We start from the raw sequence: 23470 nt of genomic DNA on the forward strand, positions 1-23470 counted from the left end.
GGACGTTGAGAAGGTGGACGGTTCTTCCTCTGTGCCTGAGTGAGCACCGCTCTACAGTATTCAGTATCTTTCCATTATTGCACAATTCTATCGTTCCAAAACTTCAAAACCTATCCCGCAACCCCCTCCAAGGAAGCTTGTATATTGTATATATCCTTCTGAGACACTACCGTTGTGTTTTTATATGTGGCTGTAGTATTGAGAGTAAGAAACAATACTATGGCCAACCACGAACCTACTCAGATGCTGGGTGTCACCGGGGAGAACTGTCCGATGCCGGTCGTCAAGGCGAAACAAACCATTGACGAGCTATCGTCGGGTGAAAAAGCGAGCACGGACGTTCTCAAGCACTACGTCCGCACAACGATGACTACGGGACCTCAACAGGCGGCTACGGCAGATATACTACCTGACTATGACTGGAGAAATTCTGACAATAGTGTCGACTCGGCGCTGGCCGCCCAGCACACGACCGACTCGAATCTCCAGTCGCTCATCTTCCACTCATGACACGGGTCTCAAACAAGGACGTCGACGCGACCGACTCGACACATCGGGAAGTCGGCGAGGGCCTGCTAGAAGAGGATATGGGTCCGAGTTCAGCCATGGCCCATCTTTACCGCGGCGAGATCCATCGGATGAAGTTCTGGCGCGAGCGCCTCGACCGGACAACCAACTGGGCAGTGTTGGTAATCTCTGCAATCCTTACGTGGGCCTTTTCGCGGCCGGACATTCCGCATTACATCCTCTTGATCGGAACGGCCACGCTTGCAGTGTTTCTGTTCATCGAGGCCAGGCGATACCGAGGTTACGATATCTGGCGCAGCCGAGTTAGAACACTGCAAGCAAACGTCTTCGCCTACGGGTTAGACCCCGCTGCAGGCGTGGCCGACCCGGACTGGCGCAAGTCACTGAGTGCCGATTACCGACAGCCGACGATCAAAATTAGCACGGAAGAAGCTATCGCGCACCGACTCCGACGAGTGTACCTGCCGCTTTTCACTGTCTTACTAACCGCCTGGCTCATACGAATTACCGTGTTCAGTTCCGGTTCGTGGACAGATAGCGCTGCTATCGGTATGCTTCCCGGCGTCGTCGTCATCGGCACTGTCGGACTACTATACGCCACTGCAATCGTAGTCGCCGTCCGCCCCAGAACATGGCACGCAAAAGGAGAGCTTCGGTCCGAAGATCTCCGCCAATAGGTATTGACTGGAATTCACCGAAGTCCCACGGAAATTATGTAGCGATGGTGCATGCTGTGGGTCACATCGATCACGGACACGAAATAATCGGTCAGTTCGTCTAGGTTCTACACCAGTGTCGATGCACTATTGGAGATTCATCGCTATCCAAATGTAACCAACTGGGAACTACGATTAGTAGCACATACCAATCAGGCTGGGACATGATGACTCAACCTTTACTGCTGCACCGGGAGAGGCGCCAGTACAGTATTCAGGCTACAGCAGAGGTGGTTCACCGGTGACTACGCTTGCACGCAATATCAGTTCCTGGCTACTCATCGCTACTGTGGTGGCCACCAGTGGGATAGTCGGGACAACAGTTGCATTTCAGGATTCTGCACAGGACATACAAACAGAGAACGAAGCCCTCCACGCTGAAAACGAGGAATTGCGTGAACAACTGAACGAGACCCGAGAAGACCGAAAGGCCGAAAAATCCCGTGCTGCAGACCTCAACAAACAGTTAGAAACACGCAACGAGGACGTAGACACACTTGTTTCGGAACTAGAAAGGAAGGAAAAGATGTTAAATGCCAGCCAAGCCCGGCTCGCGGAGTCCCGAGAAAACCAAGCGGGCATGTCACGGTCTGAAATGGAAAAACGGCTCGATTATCTCTGTGCACAGCCAGAGAACATTGACCGATTTGGTTGCCAGGAGTTCGGTCCCGATGAGTGACAACTGAGAGCTTGGTCCTTGAGTAAGCCACATTTCAGAACCGCTGAGTCTGTCCTATACTGCTGGTCTGGCCATTACACGATATCCCACCCCGTGTTGTGAAATCCTTCACAAATAGCCGACGGTGACAGTTACGGGAGCTACCGCACGCTCGGAATACCCTATCCTGTAGTCGGTCTTACCTGCTCATTGGTGCTTTTGGAAGAGCGATGAAGGGGTTGTTCTCAGTACAGACGAGAAACCTGTGCTTGACTCCGCCACAGAGTATACGGAATTTGAGTGGAGATGAGCCCTAAACCGCATAAAACCGCAGTGGAACACTTCTACCGAGCCTGTACAGCACAGAATTTGATATAGCGTTATATAGTTTATGTTCTGCGGTAATGCGACCATCTGTATCTGTCTTGTTATGGGTTTCTGCATGAGAAAACAATACAAGACAAACTATTAGTCGTACGATGGAAATACGCTACATACGAAAACTCGGTGATTCAGACGAACCAGCTAGAGCAGTTCGTCGGTTACTGCAGTTCACACCCAAAATCCAATGACTGAAACTCGCTACTCAACGATGGACTTAGCCGACTGCGAGTCTTTCTATCACGAAACCGTCGTACCGACGATGGAAACCGACGGGCTGGACCCGACCGCTGAAACCCCCACGTACACCTGGCTGAACGGACAGTTCCCGGGATTCGTAAAGCATCTCCAACGGCGATTCGACCTGTCCCCGGGGCAGTTCTACGACGAGATCGGAGTCCCAGAAGCCACGACGACATCAGGATCATTTGACTTCCTCTCTGTCAACACCCAGCGGGCCATCGAGGGGTACCTCGAGGAACTTTCGACTCGACGTGGGCGTGCTGACGCGACAATCGACACACGGCGGTCGATTCTACGACGCTACGCGAAAGTATATACCAATATCCACGATACGAAAGATTTGCTCGCACCGCTGGAGAATCCCGACGAACGCGTTGCAGAGATGGATCGGGTAGCGGCGACGTTTGATGCGCTGGACCAACTGGACGATGCCCTGACGACGCTTGCGTCACGGCGTAAATACGTTCAGGACACGCGGCAGTTCTACAAACACCTGGTGATGTTCGGAAACGCCGCGTACAATCCACTGGCTGACCTCGAAATCCGGTTTGGATGGGATAGAACCCCGTCCTGGGACAACAAAGCACTCGATAGAACCGCCGTCCAACGCTTGTATGGAGCAGCGAGTGAGCTACGGGATCGATTCATCGTGGTCGCATGCTGCGGTTGGGGGCTTCGCCCGAGTGAAGTCGCATCGCTACATATTCGACAGCTCAACCTCGATCCGGACGATGACTCGCATCCGTACATAGAGTTCGGTGACGGCGAGCGGAAAAATGGTCCTGGGACCGTGGCTCTCCTGGCCGGTCTGGAGACGGTAGAACGCCGTATAGAGACGCTTGCCGATCCAGAGTGGAGTGGCTACCTCTTGCCCTCTCCGTCCGCAGCCACTGGCCATCTAACCGCCGAAACCGTCCGACGACGGTTCAAATCAGTGGCTGAGGCCGCAGATGTCACTGTCGACGGCGACACGCCAACGCCAAAAACCGGCCGTCGATTCTGGTACACTACGTACGGCGCTGCTGTCAGGCGGGTTGCGGAACGGTTCGAAGACGTCGCAGCGGAGCAGGGCTCGGCGTCTGCACAAGTCGTACTCGATAACTACCTCTCGGAGTCTGAAGCCCGGTCTCACCGGCGGGCGGAGATGCGCGAGACGCTCGCAGGGCTGTTCGTCGAGTAGCCCGCGTTTTGCGAGACCGCTGTAGAGATGCCAGCTGGCTATACCGTATAGCTATACCGTCTGACTAATCTTTATATCTGTGCGGTGAATCCGATACGGTATGCTGACCTACACCGTGTACAGTGAGGCCGGCGGTGTCGGCAAGACAACGATGGCGGCGAACCTCGCCGTAGCCGACGCCCGTGCTGGTCACGACGTACTGGCAATCGATATGGATCCACAGGAGGGGAGCCTCTCGTTCCTGTTCGACGTCGCGGACCGCCGAACGGACTCGGAGGCCGACAGTTTAGTACGACACCTCGTCGAACGGCCACGCGGGCCGTTCACTGACCTCATTGAGACCTCAGAGGGTGTCGATGTCCTTCCCGCACACAACTCTCTGGAGGTCCTTTCGAAACATCTGCGGCGTCGTGAGGAGGAAGCGGCGGACTTCGGTGAGAACTGGAACCCGAACGTCCAGCTCCTTCGTGTGCTAAAGGACGCGGGCGTTCCGTCTGAGTACGACACTGTCATCATCGACCCGCCTGCGACCGCGGACGTGAAACTGTACAACGCATTGCACGCGACGCGGAACCTCGTTATCCCGTTTGAACCCAGCGGGAAAGGCCAACAGTCCGTCGAGGGCCTCGCAGACCTCGTGACCGGGCTTGAAGACACGCTAGATATCAACGTGGGCGTGTTAGCTGCTGTACCGAATCGGTTCAAAGGGACCAACGATCAAGAGGAGATGCTCAAACGGCTCCGTGCGGAGTCGTACGATATACCTGTCGTGTTCCGGGAGCGGACGTCCTTGCTTGAAGGCTGTTGGCGCAAACAGTGTTCAGCGTTCAAATACATTGAAGAACACCGGAGTCGGGAACGTGACTACGAAATCGAAACGCTGGAGCAGTTCGAAGAGCTAGCTGCGCATCTCCGACAGACTCGCGAACAGGAGGCAACAGCATGAAATCCGGCTCCGGCGACGATCCGTTTGCGGAGACCGATTCGGATCCAGGGCCAGAATCGGACGAGCAGCAGGATGAGGTGATGGATGTTGAAACTGAACCCGCCGACGTAGAAACGGCGACCCAACCAGACATCCCATACAAATTCCGGCGTGACTCAGTCAAGCAAGACCGCAAGCAACGGCCGATCTTCATTCGCCCCGAGGTCGAGGAGCGCGAATCCACTTTCCTCCGTAATCTAGAAGACGCAGTCGGTGAGGATGTGTACAAGACCGACGCGCTGGAAGCGGCTCTCGTCGTTGCCATGGACAATCCGGACCTTGTCGCTGAAAAGCTCCGTGAGTGGGGGTACGACTGGGAGCAGTCGGCCGCGTCTCGCTAAGTCCACAATAGCTATTGAGCGCATACCATCGCGTTCTGTCCCGGCTTTGTCTTTTGCTTTTGCAGTCCTTTCTCGATACCTAACCGAACGAAACTGGACTGCTAACTGTGTCAACTGCCTACCTTCACCCGCTAGCTCATATAACTATCCCAACTAACTATCTCTTTTGAATATGCGGAAGGGCTATACCGTATAACTATACCGATTAGCCATATTGTGTGGGTATACAGTATGGCCAATTCGATTAGCCATGCGGAATGGCTATGGGGTGTCGATAGGTCGAATAGCTGATGAGTTCGATTAGCGGCTGTACGTACTGAGGCGAGCTAATACGTATAGTTCTCTCTTCGAGATATCTCGACTGTTCCTACGACAACAATCGCTGTGGCCGATACCTGTCGGACGGTTCGCCCCTTCTCCCAAAGACAATTATAGATCTGCCGGTGGCGGGCGTCAAGTGCTTTCGAGAGTTACCACCGATAGGTCAAACCGGCACTAGCGGTTTCCGAATCGAACAGGTGTGTCCACCCAAATGCGTCTATACCTGGCTCAGTGCGCTAGATAATGCCCGAACAGCGCTTACGATATCCCCGGGCTGCTGCGGTTCGAAACTCTCCTGATACTCGATGTCCACCTTCGATAGACTGGCTATTCCCTCCAGTCCGATGTGTCATGAATGAGTGAGGCCACACCAGTGACAGCTTTCGTCCAGAAGTTCTGGCACAACAACCTGCGTCTATACGACTCCTGCTGTACGAAGGCGTTACGGCCGCTCGGCCGGACCGCGCCGCGTGTCCCATTCCGAAGCCAGTCAGGGGGTTCGCCAGTCCGATGGCATCACCGGCGATGTGGACCGGCCGTGACTCCAGATTGGTGATTCAGCGTCGTCTTTCCGATTACTCTAAGTAGATTAAACAGATATTGTTCAAGAAGCGACGTTCTATCTATAGAAAAGGGCTTATATAGCCACTAAAGTCAATTATCTCCATCAAATTTGAAAAAGTCATTGTACACTCTCCAAACGATTTGTATAATTGCACATTTTGACTTTCAATTTGTCAATCCACACTTGGATTGGTGTTCGGCTATCTAAGATATAGTTAACTAAGATATAGTTAATAGTGTTAATTAATAACAAGAGGGTCGAACCCCGTTAATCAAATTCCGCGTGTCGTGTGAGAATATATAACGATTGTACCTGTGTTATTGTGCTCAGGAACGGGTACCTCTGACCGTTCCGAATGCTTAGCCACGCATCACGTCACTCTATCAATTTGACCGCATACATCGGCTCCCCTGAGTCAGGGTGTAGCATTTGATGAGTAGGATCGGGACTGCTGACAAACAATGACGATCTCGGCGTGTGAGTCTCGGCTGACCGATCAGGTCATGACCGTCTGACCCGCTGGCTGGGAATGGAAGTGAATATACAGCCCATGCAGCAGATCTGGTTGCCTCCTGAGCCCTGGCGATACTTTGACTATACCGAATGGAATCTCAGTTGCCTTACTCTCCCGCTGCACTGGTTGATGCGCGACCGAAGCGCACACACAGAGGAGACAAAGTTTGCCGACGGCGATGTAGCGCCTCTGGCGTCAGCAAGCAGACTTAGTTCGGAATAAACAAATAAGACTGGAATTCGAGCCGACTAAAACGCTCCAAGACGGTACAACAGCGATTGAAACTGGGCGTATGGTTCACAAGCGGAGAAGGACCGCTGATCGAAGGGGCCTCAAACCGATGCATTAGCCACTCTAATAACGGAATCTGATAGGCGAACTCGACACGAGCGTCAAGCTATCCAGCCATTCAGATTGCTACAGAAGGGAGCGTATCACAGGGTGTCCCTGAGAAGGACTGGATGCCCGTCACCGCTCGAGTATTCAGATAGAGCGCATCTGAACTACAGTTCCGGATTAATGCCTTCTTGTGCCATTTCTGGACTCAACTATATCTTCACGACGTAGTGCAGTAGCGATGGTAGCCTTCGATATATGTGAACACTATTTACTCCGGGCGGCCGCAGACTCTAAATTGACCTCGATGATGTTTGCTGCCTCCATCACTAGCTCCGGAAGGTCACTATTGAGGTATTCACCGGACAGTCGCATTTTCGGTGCGGTTACACTGATCGCACCACAAACTGCTCCGTCCACGTCCTGTATCGGAGCGCCCACGGAGCGCATACCCCGGATTTCCTCCTCATCGTTTATGGCGTACCCCTTCCTTCGAATTTCTGCGAGTCTCTCGCGCAGTTCGTCTGGATCAGTAATCGTTTTTTCTGTCTGCTGAACGAGTTCTTCACTGGCCAGTATATCAGTGACTTGGGCTTCATCGAAATGTGCCAGCAGCGCTTTTCCCGTCGCAGTACAGTGGAGATATTGTGGGGACTCCCTGGTACGCCGTTGATAATCCATGGCTACTGTTTCTCCTCCATTATGCTCGTACAGTGTTACCTCCCTGTTCCGGTACGCAACTGTGAGGTGAACCCATTCACTGGTCTCTTCGGCTAACCGTTCTACTTCCTCCTTTCCGATTTGATAGAGGTCGACCCGATTCCGGACGCTTTCACCGAGTGGGACGAACCGCAGCCCCAACCGATATACGCCGTCTGATTTGTCAATAAAACCCTCTGCAACAAGTGTCTGTAGATACGTATGCAATGTACTTTTGGCAACGTCTACGTCATCACAGAGGTCCGCAAGTGTCACTTCAGACTGTGACTGAATCTCGCGCAGGATATCGCTCGCAGTCTGAATCGACTTGATCTGTCGAGTTGCAGTCGGCGGTTCGCGTTCAGTCATATGTTGAGTCTCGTTTATCAGGTTATATGATTTTGGTATATCGAACGTACAGTTTGTCGGTGCGACCGCTTTCGACAGCACATACTGATCCGACCGGTATGATCGCTCAGTAAGGTGGACTCCGCAGTCCAGCACAATCTGACCCAGAAACAGTTTCGCGACCGCTCTCTACATGAACTTTTATTAATGACGCTGTCAATGGAGCAAACGATATGCGCTGTTGGACAAGTCGGCTTAGTCGCCAAGCTAGCCGTATAGCGACTGAGAAGTCGCTTCAAAGCATACACGTCGGAAAACTGAATGCACACGCACACTGCTGGGAAGAAAACGATACAGACAATAAGTAATCGACTCAATAAGAATGAGCTCCGAATTCGACATCAAGTTGTACGACGATATTGATCCCGAAGACCGACCCTCTCTGGGAGAAGCGCTGATCCCTATTATCGGGATGCTAACCGCGCTGGGCATTGGTATCGGCATCTATGGACTTGACCCGCAGTTCCCACTCCTCTGGGGCATTGCATTCACTGGGCTGTTCAGTTACTACCGGTTCGATATATCCTGGGACGAGATGTACTCCGGGATTACACATACGCTGCTAATGGGCATTCAGGTCGTGTTTATCCTGTTTATCGTCTACGCTCTCATCTCGACCTGGATACAGGCCGGAACGATTCCGACGCTCATGTACTACGGGCTTGACCTGCTGCACCCGATAGTGTTCCTGCCGCTCACGGCGATCATTACTGCAGCGATAACGTTTGCCATCGGCTCATCATGGACCGCAGCGGGGACGCTCGGTGTTGCCTTCATAGGCATCGGATCGGGACTTGGACTCCCTGAACCGATGACCGCGGGCGCAATCCTCACAGGTGCATACACGGGAGACAAACAGTCACCACTCTCGGACACGACAAACCTCGCTTCGGCGGTGACAAACACTGACCTGTACGACCACATTAACGCAATGCGGGCAGGCACTTTCCTTGCCTTCTCCATTGCTGTTGTCCTGTACGCCGGTCTCGGCATCCGCGCGTCAGGAGCGATTCCCGTGGACCGCATCGCCGAGATACAGACGGCGCTCACGGGTTCGTTCACTATCTCTCCGCTCGCTTTCTTCCCGCTTCTCGTCACATTTGGGCTGGCGATATACGGTATCTCCGCGATTCCAGCTCTTGGTGCTGGTGTCTTTGCTGGTGCGATAACATCGGCCGTGCTTCAGGGGAACTCGTTCACATCGGTCTGGACCGTCGCACAGAGCGGAACAAGCCCGGAAACGGGGATGGAGCTCGTGAACGGCCTCCTCGCAAGCGGTGGGATGGTCGGCGGTGCATGGGCCGTAACAATTGCCATCGCCGCACTCGCACTGGGTGGTCTGTTCGAATGCACTGGGATTATCGCTGTCCTGGCACATCACCTCGGCCAGCTCAGTGACAGCGTCGGTAGCCTCACTGGAATCACGGTCCTGTCATCAGTCTCGATGAATGTCCTTGCGGCAGAACAGTATATCAGTATCGTTGTTCCCGGCGTGACGCTCGGGAGCCTCTACGAAGAGAAGGGCCTCAAGACCGAAAACCTCTCCCGGGCAATTGAGTCCTCTGGCACCGTCACGAGCGCGCTCATTCCGTGGAATAGCGGCGCGGTGTTCATGGCCGGAACGCTTGGCGTCAGTACGTTCCAGTACGCCCCCTACTACTTCTTGGGCTTCCTTTCGCCGCTTATCCTCATTCTCATGGGAGTTACCGGCTGGCAAATCACGTATACCGAGACCGAGACTGACAGCCAGACTCCGAGTAATGTGGCTGCGCCGGCAGATAGTGACTGAGCGCACTGCCCGGCGATAGCGGGTAAGTACCCCGGACCTCACTGCGATTCGGAATCACAGGCACCATTCGAGTCCACCGAACCGGATATACTCACTCATTGGTGACAAATATCGACGTCTTCGGATATCTCAACCGAAATAGGCGGTAAGTACCTTTAAAAATCCAATCACAAATATAAAGATACCTATTTATATACGTATATTACAAAACTATCGAAAATAACTATCAATACAAGGTTATTCAACCCAATCCTGGGTGCATACTCTTGTCGACGCTGGGGGGCATGGATGCGAAAATCCCTGCATGGGGGCGTACGACTGTCACATCGAAACGGCTGAACACCCGGAACTGGGGGGCGATTAACCACTGAAGCGCAGTTCACGATGTTCTGTAACGCTAGGGCCTCTCGTTAGGGAAGTTCAGACCACTACCACACGGTCAGTCTGCCAGCAGCCTCGGAACTTGCCGACGGACTGCACTGATAGACCGAACTCGTACGTGGTCGTTCGTCCATCCGGCCCCGTAATCGTCACCCGCTGTTCAGCGTAGTTCTCGTTTCGCTCGACAGGGCCTCACATGACCTCTCCGAAGTCGATCATCGGACGGTACTGCGGTGACTCGACCATGGCTATAAATCGGTCCAGTGGCCCAGTCGAGCGGCGGTTGGCTGGGGAGGCGAAATTGTACGCCGTCATGATACCCGCGTTTTCAAACGGGTCGTCGTTCGTTTCCAGCGCTTCGAGTTGGAGAGCTACAGCATCACTGGGACCGTACGTCTCACTGGGCGTCGGAAGGCTGGCCACTGGGTACTCGGGTTTAGACATTGATTTCGTAGGTGCCGTGTGTCTCTGAAACAGGGGCTATACCAGCATGAATGGCACGGCTGATCGGCTACAAACCCGGATATCGACGGGTGTTTGTGTTCCCGGCAGCTAGAACTGGCGACTGCGATCATGGCCGAACTGAGGGACGCACTTATCGAAACCATGTTGCTTGACGACGAGCGGTTTCGCCAGCGGCTTCCGGGTCTTGTCGAAACACACCAGCTCCGGACTGTCGATCCACACCCTGCCGACGAGTCGCCGGCAGACATTTTTCAGAACCTCGATGCGCTCAAGCTCGGCTCTGTGACTGCCTTCGAGCGAAAGATTATCAGGAAAATGGTGCGACTTGGGACGGCACCGCTGGGCCTGACACTCACGGGACCTGCGTACCAAGATAATCCGCTCAGATATGCGACACAGACGTTCAGAGAAATGACGGGCTACTCGCTGACCGCACTCCACGGCAAGAATCTCCGCCTCCTGCAAGGGCCAGCAACAGACCTCGAGGCGGTCGCAACCCTTCAGGAGGGTATCGACATCTGGGAACAGCGGACCGTCGAACTATGGAACTACCGGGCGGACGGCACACGCTTCAAAAACCGAGTGACGATAGTTCCACTCACCGGTCCCGACGGCTCCATCACGAACTGGCTCGGTGTACAGAAGGCAATCGGCACGGCAGATAGCTAACCGTCGGTGGCACCTCTTCACGACGCGTTTCAGACCGAGTGGACAGTCAGCTTGCACTGTGGGAGATACACCAGTGCCGCCCGCATATGAGTGTAGCACTCGCAATACCCACTTCACGGGTCGGTCGCGTTCTGGTAGGGAGCGACCGAACCAGCGTCACTCGTCGTCTACCTTTCCGTCGCGTCGGTCACGTTCCCTCGCTGCCGGGTCCCGCTCTGCTGGGTCACCGTGCCCGCCGCCACCGGGCGTTCGGACTGAGACGGTCGTCCCGGCCTCGACGTCAACGGAGGCCTTCGCGGGGACCGGTTCGCCGTCGACCAGATTCTCCCCTGTCGCGCCGTCTTCGCCGCCGTCGATTCCAGCGGGGGCCGTCCGCCGGCGCTCCGTCAGTAGGGACACGGTGGCGTCTGTCTCGACGGTGACGGTTCGTTCGAGGCCCAGGCCGCCACGGTATCGGCCGTCGCCGCCGCTCGACGGACGCAGCGCGTACCGCTCGACCCGGAGCGGATACTCGGTCTCCATCGCTTCGACGGGCGTGTTGAGCGTGTTTGTCATTCCAACCTGGACGCCGTCCATCCCGTCCTTCTCGGGCCTGGCACCGAACCCGCCGCCGATTGTCTCGTAATACGTGAAATCGCCGGTTCGGTCGCCGATGATGAGGTTGTTCATCGTTCCCTGTCCACCGGCAGGAACCTTGTTGGGGACTGCTTCGGCAAGCGCCGCCAGCGTGACGTCCATGACGCGCTGGCTGGTCTCGACGTTGCCACCGACGACCGCTGCTGGCGGCTTCGGGTCGAGTATCGACCCTTCAGGTACGGACACGGATACCGGCTCGTAACAGCCGTGGTTCGGCGGAATCTCCGGGTCGGTTATCGCTCGGACGACGAAGTAGACCGCGCTCTTCGCGACCGAAAGCGGCGCGTTCAGGTTGCCCGCCACTTGGTCGGCGGTCCCATCGAAGTCGACAGCTATCGAGGCCCCATCGATGGTGACGGCCACCTCAATCGGGATGTCGGTATCGGTCACGCCGTCGCCTTCGAGGATATCCTGCGCTCGATACGTCCCGTCCGGGAGCCCGTCGAGTTCAGCTTCGACCCGCTCGCGGGAGTACTCGATGACAGCATCGAACGCGTCGAGCAGGGTCGCCCCGTGTTCTTCGAGGAGTTCACCGATGCGTTCCTCGGCCCGGGCGTTCGCGGCGCGCTGGGCTCGCAGATCCGCCTCGCGCTCGTCCGGTGTCCGGACGTTGGCACGGATGAGGTCGTGGACCGCCTCGTTGGGCTCGCCGCCGTCGACGAGTCGAACCGCGGGCAGTCGAAGCCCTTCCTCGTAAATCTCCTGTGCACCCGGTGGCATACTTCCCGGCGAACTCCCGCCCACGTCGGCGTGATGGGCTCGCGAGACGGCGTACCCGACTATCTCGTCGTTGGGCGCGATCGTCGAGACGAGCGTGATGTCCGGGAGGTGTGTCCCGCCAGCGAACGGGTCGTTGACGATGAAGACGTCGCCCGGTTTCGGGTCCTTCTGGAGGACAATATCCACCGCGTCGGGCATCGCGCCGAGGTGGACCGGAATATGCTCCGCCTGTGCGACCATCCGACCCGACGCGTCGAAGAGCGCCGTCGAACAGTCCTGTCGCTCCTTGATATTCGGGGAGTAGGCCCCACGGATGAGCACATGTCCCATCTCTGTTGCAACGCTTTCTAGCTGGTTCCTGAGGATCTCCAGCGTTACGGGGTCGATCGTCTCCTGTTCGGCACTCGATGTGGTGGCTTCGTCATTCATTCGTCGCTCACCTCTGCTGTCAGCGTCCCGTCATCGCGAACCCGGACATTCCAGGCCGGTGGGATGACGATTGTGCTCTCATCGCCCTCGACAATCGCGGGGCCGTCGATTTCGTCCCGTGGTGGCAACTTCGGCCGCTCGTAAACCGGGGTTTCGCGGACCTCATCGGCGAACACCGCCTCACGAGAGCCCTTCTGTGGGTCGCCATCGGCATCGTACTCGACCGTCGGTGCGCTCCGCTCGACGGTCGTCGTCACGCGACAGTTCACCAGTTCGACGGATTCGTCTGCCCGATACCCGTACGCGGACTCGTGGGCTGCTCCGAACCGCTCGCGGGCGTCTGCGGTGTCGAACGGCCGGTCGACGTCCACGGTGAGTTCGAAGCTCTGGCCGGCATACCGGAGGTCGGCTGAGTGTCGCACTGTCGCCGCCTCGCGGTCGCTGACTTCAGCCAGCAGTTCTTCGGATAATTCCTCGTAGACCGCGTCGACATCGTCGGGGTCGACCGCGCCGAGCGAGCGCTGATACGTCCGTACTGCGTCGCGCTTCTCGTCGGCTGCGAGCAGGCCATATGCCGACAACACGCCTGAGGCGCGCGGAATCACGACCCGGTCGATATCGAGGCTGTCCGCGATGGACGCCGCGTGCATCGGCCCGGCACCCCCGAATGCGGCGAGGCCGAACTTCCGCGGGTCGTACCCACGCTCGACGGTGACAGAGCGGATGGCGCGGGTCATGTTCGCGTTCGCGACGCGATAGACGCCCCGGGCGGCTTCCAGTGGACCGCCGAGTCCTGCCTCGTCGGCAAGGTCCGCGAGTGCATCGTATGCCGCGTCCTCGTCGAGCGATAGTTCCCCACCCAGGCTGGTGCTTGCACCGATGTAGCCCAGCACGAGGTTGGCGTCGGTGACGGTCGGCTCAGTCCCGCCCTTCCCGTAGCAGGCGGGGCCGGGGTCGGCCCCGGCGGAACGTGGTCCGATCCGGAGTGCCCCCCCGGCGTCGACCCAGGCGATGGACCCGCCGCCGGCTCCGACTGTTTCGACATCGACCATCGGCGTCTTGATCGGCCGCTCGTTGATGACGCCCTCCGTGGTCCGTTCGGCCTCGCCGTCGCGGACGAGACTCACGTCGCTAGAGGTCCCGCCCATGTCGAACGTGACCAGCCCGTCCTGTTCGTCGGCCGCCATCGACCCTGCCCCCACGACGCCGGCGGCAGGGCCCGAGAGAACCGTCGTCACAGCGTTCCGCCTGACGGTATCGGCGTCGGTGATGCCGCCGTTGGCTTGCATGATACGGGGCTGTGGAACCCCGAGCTCTCGGGCCCGGTCGGTGAGGTGACTGACGTAGTGGTCAATCGCCGGCCGTACGTACGCGTCGACGGCCGTCGTCGAGGTTCGTTCGTACTCGCGGAACTCGGCGAGGACTTCGTGGGAAGCCGAGACGGGAACGTCGAGTTCGTCCCGCAGGATGTCTGCGACGTGCGTTTCGTTTTCAGGGTGCGCGTACGCGTGCAAGAGCGAGACGGCGACGGACTCGACATCCAGCTCGCGTAACTGCGCGGCGATTGCCCGGACTTCGGCCTCGTCGACGGGCTCTTCGATACCGTCGGTGGTCGTCCGTTCGGACACTTCGAAGCGTCGGCGTCTGGGAACCAGCGGTGTCGGCTTTTCCGCGGACAGGTCATACAGCGACGGGCGATCCTGGCGGCCGATTTCCAGCACGTCCCGGAACCCGTCGGTCGTGACGAGCGCGGTCTTTGCGCCGTCCTCTTCGAGGAGTGCGTTGACCGAGACGGTCATCGCGTGAGAGAACTCGGTCACGCTCTCCGGGTCGATGTCGGCCGCTTCGCAGGCCTTCTCGATCCCGGCGATTACGCCCTCGCTCTGGTCTTCGGTGCTCGGGACTTTCGCGGTCACGAGCGTGCTGTCGAGCGACAGCGTCACGTCGGTGAAGGTTCCACCGACGTCGACACCGATTCTCCGATCTCCCATCTACAGTACCCCCGCGACGCTGAGCAGCGTCCGAACCCCGAGCCACACGACGATGAGCGTCACGATAGCGCCGAGGGCGTTCGCTATCGACCCGTTCGTGTACTCACCGAGGAGGTCCCGCTGGTTCATCGCGTATATCAGGAACACCGCGACGATCGGCAATAAAATCCCGTTGACCACCTGTGCGAACACGATGATCTGGACGGGACTGCCACCCAGCAACACCGAAAGCACTCCGACACCGAGGATGGTCCCCCAGACGGCACGGAACTGTGTGCTCTGCATATCTGAATCCCAGCCTAACGCACCTGTGGTCGCCCACGCGCCCGCAAGCGGTGCTGTCGTTGCGCTCGTGAACCCAGCGGCGAAGATGCCGATGCTGAAGAACAGTTCGGCGTACGGCCCGGCGATGGGTCGGAGCTGTTCGGCCATCCGGCCGATATCGCTGATCTGCGTTCCGGGCTCGAACGCTGCGGCCGCGGTCACCATGATCGTAATCGTGATGACGCCGCCTGCGACGATAGACAGCACCGTGTCGATACGCGAGTGGCCGATATCCTCGGGACCGCTCCACCGCTCCTGAACGTTACTCGCGTGCAGGAACAGGTTGTACCCGACGATGGTCGTGCCGATGAGGCCGGTGATGAGGTACAGCGACCCCGAGGGGATACCGGGGACGAACCCCATCGCAATCGCACCGGGATCGGGACCAATGAGGATCGCCGACGCCACGAACGAGACCGCCATCACGGCGACCAGCCCAATGAGCGCTTTCTCGATCAGCTTATAGCGCCCAGTGTAGAGCAGGAGTCCGGCGACGAGCCCCATCACGACGCCCCACACCGTGGAGTCGATACCCGTGATCGTTGCGAGCCCTGCGGCACCGCCGAGGATGTTCCCGGCCTCGTAGGCGGCGGTCCCGATGCCGATCGCGCCGACAACGAGGAATATACTCACGTACTCGACGATCTGATTGTCGAACCGCTCTCGAAGTGCTTCACCAAGTCCTTCGCCCGAGACAAGGCCCAGTCGCGCGCTCATCTCCTGGAGAACGATCGTTGCCCCAATCGAGAAGACCATTGTCCACAGGAGCGCATAGCCGAACTCCGCCCCGGTGACGCTCGCAGTCGTGACCGTGCCTGGGCCGATGAACGCGGCCGCGACCATCGCTCCTGGACCGACGGCTTTGAGTCGTTTTGTAATGCTCATGATTGTTAGTTTTGATAGCCACTGTCACGGTCCCAGCAGGTAATAAAAAACATTGTTAAGACCTGTGTGTAGTCGGCACATCGGTCGTATGAACACTGTGTACGTGTCACCAGATGTGTGAACGAGTACGAAATACCCTATCTCCGGATTCGAGTCGGTTTGCGTCCCGGGCGGGGGTATTCACTGCTAGCGTTCTCGCAACAGCACCTTCGAAACGCTCTCTTCGATTTCGATTTCGAACGGGAGGTCGGTGATGCTACCGCGGATGAACCGGATCATCAACCATCGCACCGACTCGGATGGGAAAACAACGTGGAAACTCCCTTTTTCGTCCCGTCGAACGGTCAGGAACCCACACAGCGAGAGCCATTCGAGAACGTCTTCGAGTGAATCGAACCGCTCGGCGTACTCCTGTGCGTGGTATTGGGCTACCTGATCGATCATTTCGAGAACCCCCTCGTCACGTTGTGCTGGATCACTAAACTGGCTCAGGAGTGCGTGCAGCAAGTCGATATCCAGAAGCACATGTTCGCCCGTCGAGAGCATCTCGTAGTACGTCTGGAGGTGGTCGCTGTCGCTCGCGTGCGCCGAGTCGAAGTTCGCCGCGTAGAACGCGATTGCCTCGCGGATCAGTTGGCTTTGACTTTCCCCAGTTCGGTCGGTCAGATCCTCTAACGTCTCCTTGGTCTCCTCGTCGAGAGAGACGGTGACGCGGTCGGTTGGCATAGTGCCCCTCGTCGCTGGACGGCCTTAATATCGTGTCGTTTGGTGACAGAGGACTCTCAAACATGGCAGCGATGCGCGACTGACCGTGGTCTGGGACTCGCCTATGGCCAGGTGCCGCGCTGCTCGCCAGCGTTCATGACCCGCTGGAGTGCGACGACGTACGCGGCGGTTCGGAGCGACGGGAGGTTCCGCTCCTCGTAGGCGTCGACGAGGTTCCCGAACTGGTCGACGATAATCGAGTCCAGTTCCTCGTTCACGCGCTCTTCGGACCAGTAGAAGCGCTGTCGGTTCTGGACCCACTCGAAGTACGACACGATGACGCCGCCTGCGTTCGCGAGGATATCCGGAATGACCAGCGTCTCGCGGTCGCTGAGAACGTCGTCCGCTGCGGGGGTAATCGGGCCGTTTGCGGCCTCAGAGATGACGTCGGCGGAGATGTCCTGTGCCAGGGACTCGTCGATGGCGTTCTCGAGTGCGGCCGGGATCAACAAGTCGACATCAAGCGTGAGCAGTTCCTCGTTCGTGAGTTCCTCCGCTGCGTCCGGATATCCGACGACGCTCCCGGTTTCGCGTTTGTAGTCCTTGACTGCGACGGGGTCGAACGACGCTTCGCTGTAGATAGCCCCGCTCGAATCGGACACGGCGACGACGTTGGCACCCATCTGGTGAATGAGTTTCGCCGCGATCCAGCCGGCGTTCCCGTAGCCCTGGACTGCGACCGTCGCGCCTTCGAGGTCCTTGTCGAGATACTCGAAGGCTTCACGCGCTGCGACGACCGTCGAACGCCCGGTCGCTTCGACGCGGCCTTCGCTGCCACCGCTTGCGAGGTCCTTCCCGGTGATGACGCCGGGTTCGGTCGTGTTTTCGAGTGTCTCGTAGGTGTCCTTGATCCAGTTCATCTCGCGCTGGCCCGTGTTGACGTCGGGTGCGGGCACGTCGCGGTCGGCCCCAATCAGCGGCGTCAGTTCCTTCGCGAACGAGCGCGTGACCCGTTCGAGTTCGCTCTCGGAATAGTCACTCGGGTCGATGACGATGCCGCCTTTCCCGCCGCCGAGCGGGATATCGCCCGTCGCCGTCTTGTAGACCATCCAGCCGGAGAGCGCCTTGACCTCGTCCCGGTCTACCTGCGGGTGATAGCGGATTCCGCCCTTGTATGGGCCGCGGTCACCGTTGAACTGTGACCGGTACGCACGGAACACCTCGACCGACCCGTCGTCCATCTCGACAGACAGGTTCGTCTCCAGTATCCGCTCGGGAGTTTTCAGCCGTTCCAGCTGTCCCTCTGAAATGTCTAAATATTGTGCTGCTGCATCTATCTGTGTCCGTAGACTCTGGTACGGATTTACATCAGACATATATCCACGGGATTCATCGAGATACCAAAAGCTATCTATTTCTACCAGGAAAATTACTATATCACTCGGTATAGTAAACACTAAAAGAGGGGCTTACAACCGCGCTTGGCTCCGAATCACTTATCCTATCTTCACATTCTTATCAAATTCTGACACAACTACGTTTCCTGTATTGTCCGTCACCCGAACAGCGGTGTTCGTATCGAGTGCCACAGCGTCCGCAACCTGTTCCGTTCCACGTACTGGAACGTTGACCCGGTCGACGTCCGGGATCAGACAGTCACGACGTTCGGCACGTTCGAGCAGGACGTCTCCGCTGGGGAAGTGCCAGACCCGCGTCACGGAACGGAACACTGGCATCGACGTCGGCGCTTCGACGTGCCTGATAGCTCTCTTCTCCGTCAAGCGACGTTGTACGTCCATCATAGCTGAGCTGAATCGGCGGGAGCTATTGGCTCGCGACTGCCCGGACGACGGGCAGGGACCGACCGTGTCGGCGTCTGTGTGATGTCCGTCATGTGTCTCCCGAGTACCGGCCGTCGACCGATGGCACTCTATCGGAACGACCGCGGGAATGAGCAAATACTAAATTGTTTAGCAACGAAGCCCTCCAGACACCAGGTGTTTACTATTGAACCCTCCATACAGAACACGGCAACCGAAACATCCCGTTCCCGACGGGTGGCGACAACTCGAACGAGCGTCTACGCATAGCGCCAGTGGTCTCAGTGATAGCTCTGTGCCTGGGAGAATCAGATGAGCGACGCCGGGAGTCCACTCCACACGGCCCAGGTTCTCGTCGTCGGTTCGGCGAATTGGACCGAGCGGTTCTCAGACGCTCTCAGCGCGAGCACCGAGGCCACTATTCTCACCGCTGGGACGCCATCGGACGCTCTGGATACGGTTCGGCAGCGCTCGGTCGACTGTCTCGTCACGGGCGAGACACTCGACGACGGGAGTGGCACTGATCTGGTCCGACAGCTCCGGGATTCGGCTCCGGATCTCCCGGTCGTCCTCGGAACCACGGACGGCAGCGAGGCCCTGGCGAGCGAGGCAATCCAGGCCGGCGTTTCCGACTACGTTCCCCTCACAGGGCCGGAGGGCCTGCGGATAGACGAGTTGATCCAGCGAACCGGGAACGCGCTCCAGTCCGCTCGGCGAGCGATCACACAGCGCGAACGGGCGCGGCAGTTCGACGCCGTCTTTCACGACACACAGACGGCCACCTGGGTCCTCGACCCGGATGGCTCGCTCGCCCGTGTGAATCAGACGGGACGGGCGATGATCGACGAGGACGTGGACGCGGTCATCGGTGACCTGTTCTGGACGCTGCCGTGGTGGGCACAGTCCGCGGCGACCGAACGCGATATCCGGCAGCTCGTGGAGGCCGCACGCGACGGGCAGTTCGGGAACGCGGTCGTTCACCGGCCGACCACGGCCACGGACCGCGTTATCGAGCTTTCGGTTCGGCCGGTCGAGAACGACTTCGGCGACGTCACCTCGATCGTGATCGAAGGGATAGACATCACGGAGCAGGTCACCCTCGACCGTGACCTCCGCCAGTCCGAGGAACTCCACCGGGTCACGCTCAGCAACATGACCGACACCGTCCTCATGACGAACGAGGACGGTGAGTACACCTACGTCTGCCCGAACGTCCACTTCATCTTCGGCTACACCGACGACGAGATCCGCGAGCAGGAAACGATCGACACGCTCCTCGGCGAGGACCTGTTCGACCGTGCTGAACTCGCCGAGAAGGGCGTTCTCAAGAACATCGAGTGTACCGTCACCGACAAAGCGGGCCACGAGCACACGCTGCTGGTCAACGTCCGCGAAGTCGAGATTCAGGGCGGGACACTGCTGTACAGCTGTCGGGACATCACGAAACGGAAACAGCGCGAGGAAGCGCTGGCGACGCTGCAGGAAACCGCACGGAAGTTCCTTTACACGGAGACCGATCAGGAGATTGCCCACCACATCGTCGATGACGTGCTCAGTGTGTTCGACGTCTCCGCGAGTGCCATCTACCTGCACGACGTCGAGACGAACGAACTCCAGCCTGTCACACAGTCACAGGCGATGACCGAACACCACGGGCCGCTGCCGGCCGTCCGCACGAACGACGACACGCTTCCGAGCCACAGCTTCGTCAACGACGAGACATTCGTGTTCGACGACGTCCACACGTCGGACCGACTGGAAAACCGGGCGACCGACCTCCGGAGCGTCATGTTCATTCCGCTGGGCAACCACGGCGTGTTCGTCAGCGGCTCGACAGCCGTCGGGGTGTTCGACGACGTCACACAGGAACTCACCGACCTGCTCGCGGCGACCGCCGAGGCTGCCCTCGATCGAGTGGTAAGGGAATCCCAGCTCCGGGAACAGGATCGCGAACTCCAGCGGCAAAACGAGCAACTGACCGCCCTGAATCACATCAACAACACGATTCGGGAGATCGACCAGACGATCGTCAGCGCCGAAACACAGGAAGAGATCAACCACACCGTCTGCGAACGGCTGACTGACACGGACCGATTCAAGTTCGCGTGGATCGGGAGCGTCGATCCGGGCGGTAATACCGTCGAAACGCGAGCGTGGGCAGGCAACGAACAGGGGTATCTCGACAGTCAGCCAATCACCGTCGCGGACTCCGAGACCGAGCCCGCCGGCCGGACGGCTGCGACCGGCGAGGTGACGATGATCCCCAACGTCGCCGCTGACCTCCGGAACGCGCCGTGGCGGTCGGACGCGCTCACGCGTGACTTCCTCTCGGTGCTGAGCATCCCGCTGGTGTACAACGATCTCAGGCACGGCATCCTCACCATCTACGCGGACACGAAAGACGCGTTCGACGAGACAACGCGCACAGTGTTGCGCGAACTCGGCGAGACAATCGCCTCGGCGCTCAGTGCTATCGAACGGAAACACGCGCTGCTCACGACGTCAGTGACCCGCGTCGAGTTCGACATCGATGACGAGCGATTCCTCCTGTCGAGACTCGCCCGGTCGGCGGGGTGTACCCTCTCCTACGAGGGCGGCATCCAGCACGCGCCGGCTGGTAACAGCGTGTTCGTCACGGTCGAAGACGCTGACGTGCAAACGGTCGCGGCGGCTGCGGCGGACATGACGTCGATTGACGACGTGACACAGATCAGTGACGACGACACCGAGAGCGGCGTCCTGCGGCTGGAGTTGTCACAGCCGTTCCTCGCCTTAGAACTGGCCGACCATGGTGCTATCTTCCGGGAAGCGACCGCCGATCCGGACGGGACGACACTCGTCGTCGATGTGCCACAGAGCGTCGACGTTCGAAACATCGCACAGTTGGTCGATAGCACGTTCTCCGGCGTCGAACTCAAGCGCAAGGAGACGCTCGAACGGGGTATCGAGCAGGACCGGAGTTCGGAGTTCCTCACGGACCTCACGGAGCGCCAGCTCGAAGTGATTCAGACCGCCTACTACAGTGGCTATTTCGAGTCACCGCGCACGAAGTCCGGCGAGGACATCGCGACGATGCTCGAAATCTCTCCGCCGGCGTTCTACCAGCACGTCCGGACTGTCCAGCGGAAGCTGTTCACCACACTGTTCGAAGACCGGAGTGTCTCGGGTCTGGAGTCGTGAACGGGGTTCAATAATAAACAACCTAATCAACTCCTGCTTCTTTGTTTAACCTCTGAATATTCCTTTGATGTCCTTCTATTCCTTAATCGAGTACTGGCGGTCGGACACCGTCACTCGTGAATACACATGAGAGATGTAGAGCAAGACCACGACGAGGCGACACCGTACGAGTGCTTTGCGTGTGGCAAAGTCATCACTGCAGAGAGCCAACCGGAGAACTGTCAGGACTGTGGCGGTGAAATGCGCAACCGACTGACACCGTTGGAATAACGATGGGATCGGAACTGAGCCCCGCTTCTCCTTCGGAAGACTCGTCGACGCCGTCCGAGCCCGAATCAGCGCTGGAAACAGCCCGTCTACAACTCCACCGAGCCGCGGACCACCTCGATATCGACCCGAACATCGTCGAGCGACTGAACCACCCGCGAAACGTCCACGAAGTCACCGTTCCGATTGAGCGGGACGATGGCACAGTCGAAGTGTTCACCGGGTATCGAGCCCAGCACGATAGCGTCAGGGGGCCGTACAAGGGCGGGCTTCGCTATCACCCTGACGTGACGAGGGACGAATGCGTCGGACTCGGGATCTGGATGACCTGGAAATGCGCGGTGATGGACCTCCCATTCGGCGGCGCCAAAGGGGGTATCGCCGTCAACCCGAAAACGTTGAGCCGAGACGAGAAAGAACGGCTCACCCGTAGGTTCGCACAGGAACTCCGCAAAGTCATCGGCCCGAACCTGGACATTCCCGCCCCGGACATGGGAACGGACCCACAGACGATGGCCTGGCTGATGGACGCCTACTCCATGCAAGAAGGCGAGACGATTCCGGGTGTCGTCACCGGAAAGCCGCCGATTGTCGGTGGGAGCAAGGGACGCGAGGACGCGCCCGGTCGGAGCGTGGCGATTATCACACAGTTGGTCTGTGAGTACTACGACCAGCCGCTGTCAGAGACCACGGTCGCAGTACAGGGCTACGGCAGTGTCGGTGCGAACGCAGCACGGTTACTCGACGAACGGGGCGCGACTGTCGTCGCGATCAGCGACGTGAACGGGGCGATGTACGACCCCGCCGGAATCGATACGGCGTCAGTGCCGTCACACGACGAGGAACCGGAAGCGGTCACCGAGTACGCCGACACCGTGATTTCGAACGACGAGCTGCTGACGCTGGACGTCGACGTCCTCATCCCGGCTGCACTCGGGAACGTCATCACCGAGGCCAACGCGGACGACATCGCCGCGGATTTCGTCGTGGAAGGGGCAAACGGCCCGACCACGTCCACCGCTGACTCCATCCTCGCTGACCGAGATGTCATGGTGATTCCGGATATCCTGGCGAACGCCGGTGGCGTCACGGTGAGCTACTTCGAGTGGCTACAGGACATCAACCGTCGGTCGTGGTCACTCGAGCGCGTGAACGACGAACTCGACGAAGAGATGCGGGCGGCCTGGGACGCCGTCCGGACGGAGTTCGAAAACCGCGACATTACGTGGCGCGATGCGGCGTACATCGTTGCCCTGTCCCGTATCGCGGAGGCCCACGAAGCGCGTGGGCTCTGGCCGTAGCACTGGTTCTGTCGGTTCCATTACGGGTTCCAC

Annotated in this window: 18 protein-coding genes and 1 pseudogene; 11 read left to right on the plus strand and 8 right to left on the minus strand. The window is 58.4% G+C overall.

Going from position 1 to position 23470, the window contains the following annotated elements; genetic code table 11:
* Nucleotides 1-219: 219 nt before the first annotated feature.
* The 6 genes from Har1131_RS16450 (at nt 220) to Har1131_RS16475 (ending at nt 5032) form a co-directional block, all read left to right on the plus strand.
* Entirely contained in the window at nt 220-510 is a 291-nt protein-coding gene (locus tag Har1131_RS16450; protein WP_023842982.1) for a sulfurtransferase TusA family protein, read from the plus strand.
* On the plus strand, nt 507-1205 hold the full coding sequence (locus Har1131_RS16455) for a DUF2270 domain-containing protein (RefSeq protein WP_151147488.1): 699 nt from the start codon (nt 507-509) through the stop codon (nt 1203-1205). Before Har1131_RS16450 ends, Har1131_RS16455 begins: the two co-directional genes overlap by 4 nt.
* A gap of 280 nt (nt 1206-1485) precedes the next feature.
* Nucleotides 1486-1923 (plus strand): hypothetical protein, encoded by a 438-nt coding sequence (locus Har1131_RS16460; protein ID WP_175055173.1) that lies wholly within the window; start codon nt 1486-1488, stop codon nt 1921-1923.
* A gap of 547 nt (nt 1924-2470) precedes the next feature.
* Nucleotides 2471-3706, plus strand: coding sequence for a tyrosine-type recombinase/integrase (locus Har1131_RS16465; RefSeq protein WP_023842984.1), 1236 nt, complete (start codon nt 2471-2473; stop codon nt 3704-3706).
* Nucleotides 3707-3806: 100 nt separating this feature from the next.
* Nucleotides 3807-4652 (plus strand): ParA family protein, encoded by an 846-nt coding sequence (locus Har1131_RS16470; protein ID WP_050038384.1) that lies wholly within the window; start codon nt 3807-3809, stop codon nt 4650-4652.
* Nucleotides 4649-5032: a hypothetical protein gene (locus Har1131_RS16475; protein WP_014031015.1), complete on the plus strand. Its 384-nt coding sequence runs from the start codon at nt 4649-4651 to the stop codon at nt 5030-5032. The genes Har1131_RS16470 and Har1131_RS16475 overlap by 4 nt, the downstream gene beginning before the upstream one ends.
* A 2003-nt stretch (nt 5033-7035) precedes the next feature.
* Here Har1131_RS16475 and Har1131_RS16485 read toward each other — a convergent pair.
* Nucleotides 7036-7836, minus strand: coding sequence for an IclR family transcriptional regulator (locus tag Har1131_RS16485; protein WP_008311746.1), 801 nt, complete (start codon nt 7834-7836; stop codon nt 7036-7038).
* A gap of 361 nt (nt 7837-8197) precedes the next feature.
* Between Har1131_RS16485 and nhaC the strand changes: the two genes are divergently transcribed.
* The gene (gene nhaC, locus Har1131_RS16490; protein ID WP_014031017.1) at nt 8198-9664 is read left to right on the plus strand and encodes a Na+/H+ antiporter NhaC; all 1467 of its coding nucleotides are present in this window, start codon (nt 8198-8200) and stop codon (nt 9662-9664) included.
* 420 nt (nt 9665-10084) lie between these two features.
* On the opposite strand, the pseudogene Har1131_RS22755 reads toward nhaC, so the two are convergent.
* Nucleotides 10085-10489, minus strand: a pseudogene (locus Har1131_RS22755) (DUF4864 domain-containing protein).
* Between the two features lie 129 nt (nt 10490-10618).
* Here Har1131_RS22755 and Har1131_RS16500 point away from each other — a divergent pair.
* Nucleotides 10619-11179 carry a PAS domain-containing protein gene (locus Har1131_RS16500; protein WP_151147499.1) on the plus strand — a complete coding sequence of 187 codons (561 nt, stop codon included), beginning with the start codon at nt 10619-10621 and terminating at the stop codon, nt 11177-11179.
* A gap of 156 nt (nt 11180-11335) precedes the next feature.
* On the opposite strand, the gene Har1131_RS16505 is transcribed toward Har1131_RS16500, so the two are convergent.
* From Har1131_RS16505 to Har1131_RS16530, 6 genes are all read right to left on the minus strand, one after another.
* Nucleotides 11336-12964, minus strand: coding sequence for a hydantoinase B/oxoprolinase family protein (locus tag Har1131_RS16505; RefSeq protein ID WP_151147504.1), 1629 nt, complete (start codon nt 12962-12964; stop codon nt 11336-11338).
* Nucleotides 12961-14955 carry a hydantoinase/oxoprolinase family protein gene (locus Har1131_RS16510; protein ID WP_151147512.1) on the minus strand — a complete coding sequence of 665 codons (1995 nt, stop codon included), beginning with the start codon at nt 14953-14955 and terminating at the stop codon, nt 12961-12963. Before Har1131_RS16510 ends, Har1131_RS16505 begins: the two co-directional genes overlap by 4 nt.
* Nucleotides 14956-16164 (minus strand): Nramp family divalent metal transporter, encoded by a 1209-nt coding sequence (locus Har1131_RS16515; protein WP_151147525.1) that lies wholly within the window; start codon nt 16162-16164, stop codon nt 14956-14958. It lies immediately after the preceding gene.
* A gap of 186 nt (nt 16165-16350) precedes the next feature.
* The gene (locus Har1131_RS16520) at nt 16351-16890 is read right to left on the minus strand and encodes a ribbon-helix-helix protein, CopG family (RefSeq protein WP_014031024.1); all 540 of its coding nucleotides are present in this window, start codon (nt 16888-16890) and stop codon (nt 16351-16353) included.
* Between the two features lie 101 nt (nt 16891-16991).
* Nucleotides 16992-18245, minus strand: coding sequence for a Glu/Leu/Phe/Val dehydrogenase (locus Har1131_RS16525; protein WP_050038380.1), 1254 nt, complete (start codon nt 18243-18245; stop codon nt 16992-16994).
* A gap of 120 nt (nt 18246-18365) precedes the next feature.
* Nucleotides 18366-18668, minus strand: a complete 303-nt coding sequence (locus tag Har1131_RS16530) for a hypothetical protein (RefSeq protein WP_225306799.1) — start codon at nt 18666-18668, stop codon at nt 18366-18368.
* Between the two features lie 333 nt (nt 18669-19001).
* Here Har1131_RS16530 and Har1131_RS16535 point away from each other — a divergent pair, with 333 nt between their 5' ends.
* The 3 genes from Har1131_RS16535 (at nt 19002) to gdhB (ending at nt 23437) form a co-directional block, all read left to right on the plus strand.
* On the plus strand, nt 19002-21869 hold the full coding sequence (locus Har1131_RS16535) for a bacterio-opsin activator domain-containing protein (RefSeq protein WP_151147533.1): 2868 nt from the start codon (nt 19002-19004) through the stop codon (nt 21867-21869).
* A 126-nt stretch (nt 21870-21995) separates the two neighbouring features.
* The gene (locus tag Har1131_RS16540) at nt 21996-22139 is read left to right on the plus strand and encodes a rubrerythrin-like domain-containing protein (protein ID WP_014031028.1); all 144 of its coding nucleotides are present in this window, start codon (nt 21996-21998) and stop codon (nt 22137-22139) included.
* Between the two features lie 2 nt (nt 22140-22141).
* Nucleotides 22142-23437 carry a glutamate dehydrogenase GdhB gene (gene gdhB, locus Har1131_RS16545; protein ID WP_129756267.1) on the plus strand — a complete coding sequence of 432 codons (1296 nt, stop codon included), beginning with the start codon at nt 22142-22144 and terminating at the stop codon, nt 23435-23437.
* Nucleotides 23438-23470 lie beyond the last annotated feature (33 nt).

It is taken from the genome of Haloarcula sp. CBA1131, from assembly GCF_008728975.1.
Lineage (GTDB): Archaea > Halobacteriota > Halobacteria > Halobacteriales > Haloarculaceae > Haloarcula > Haloarcula hispanica.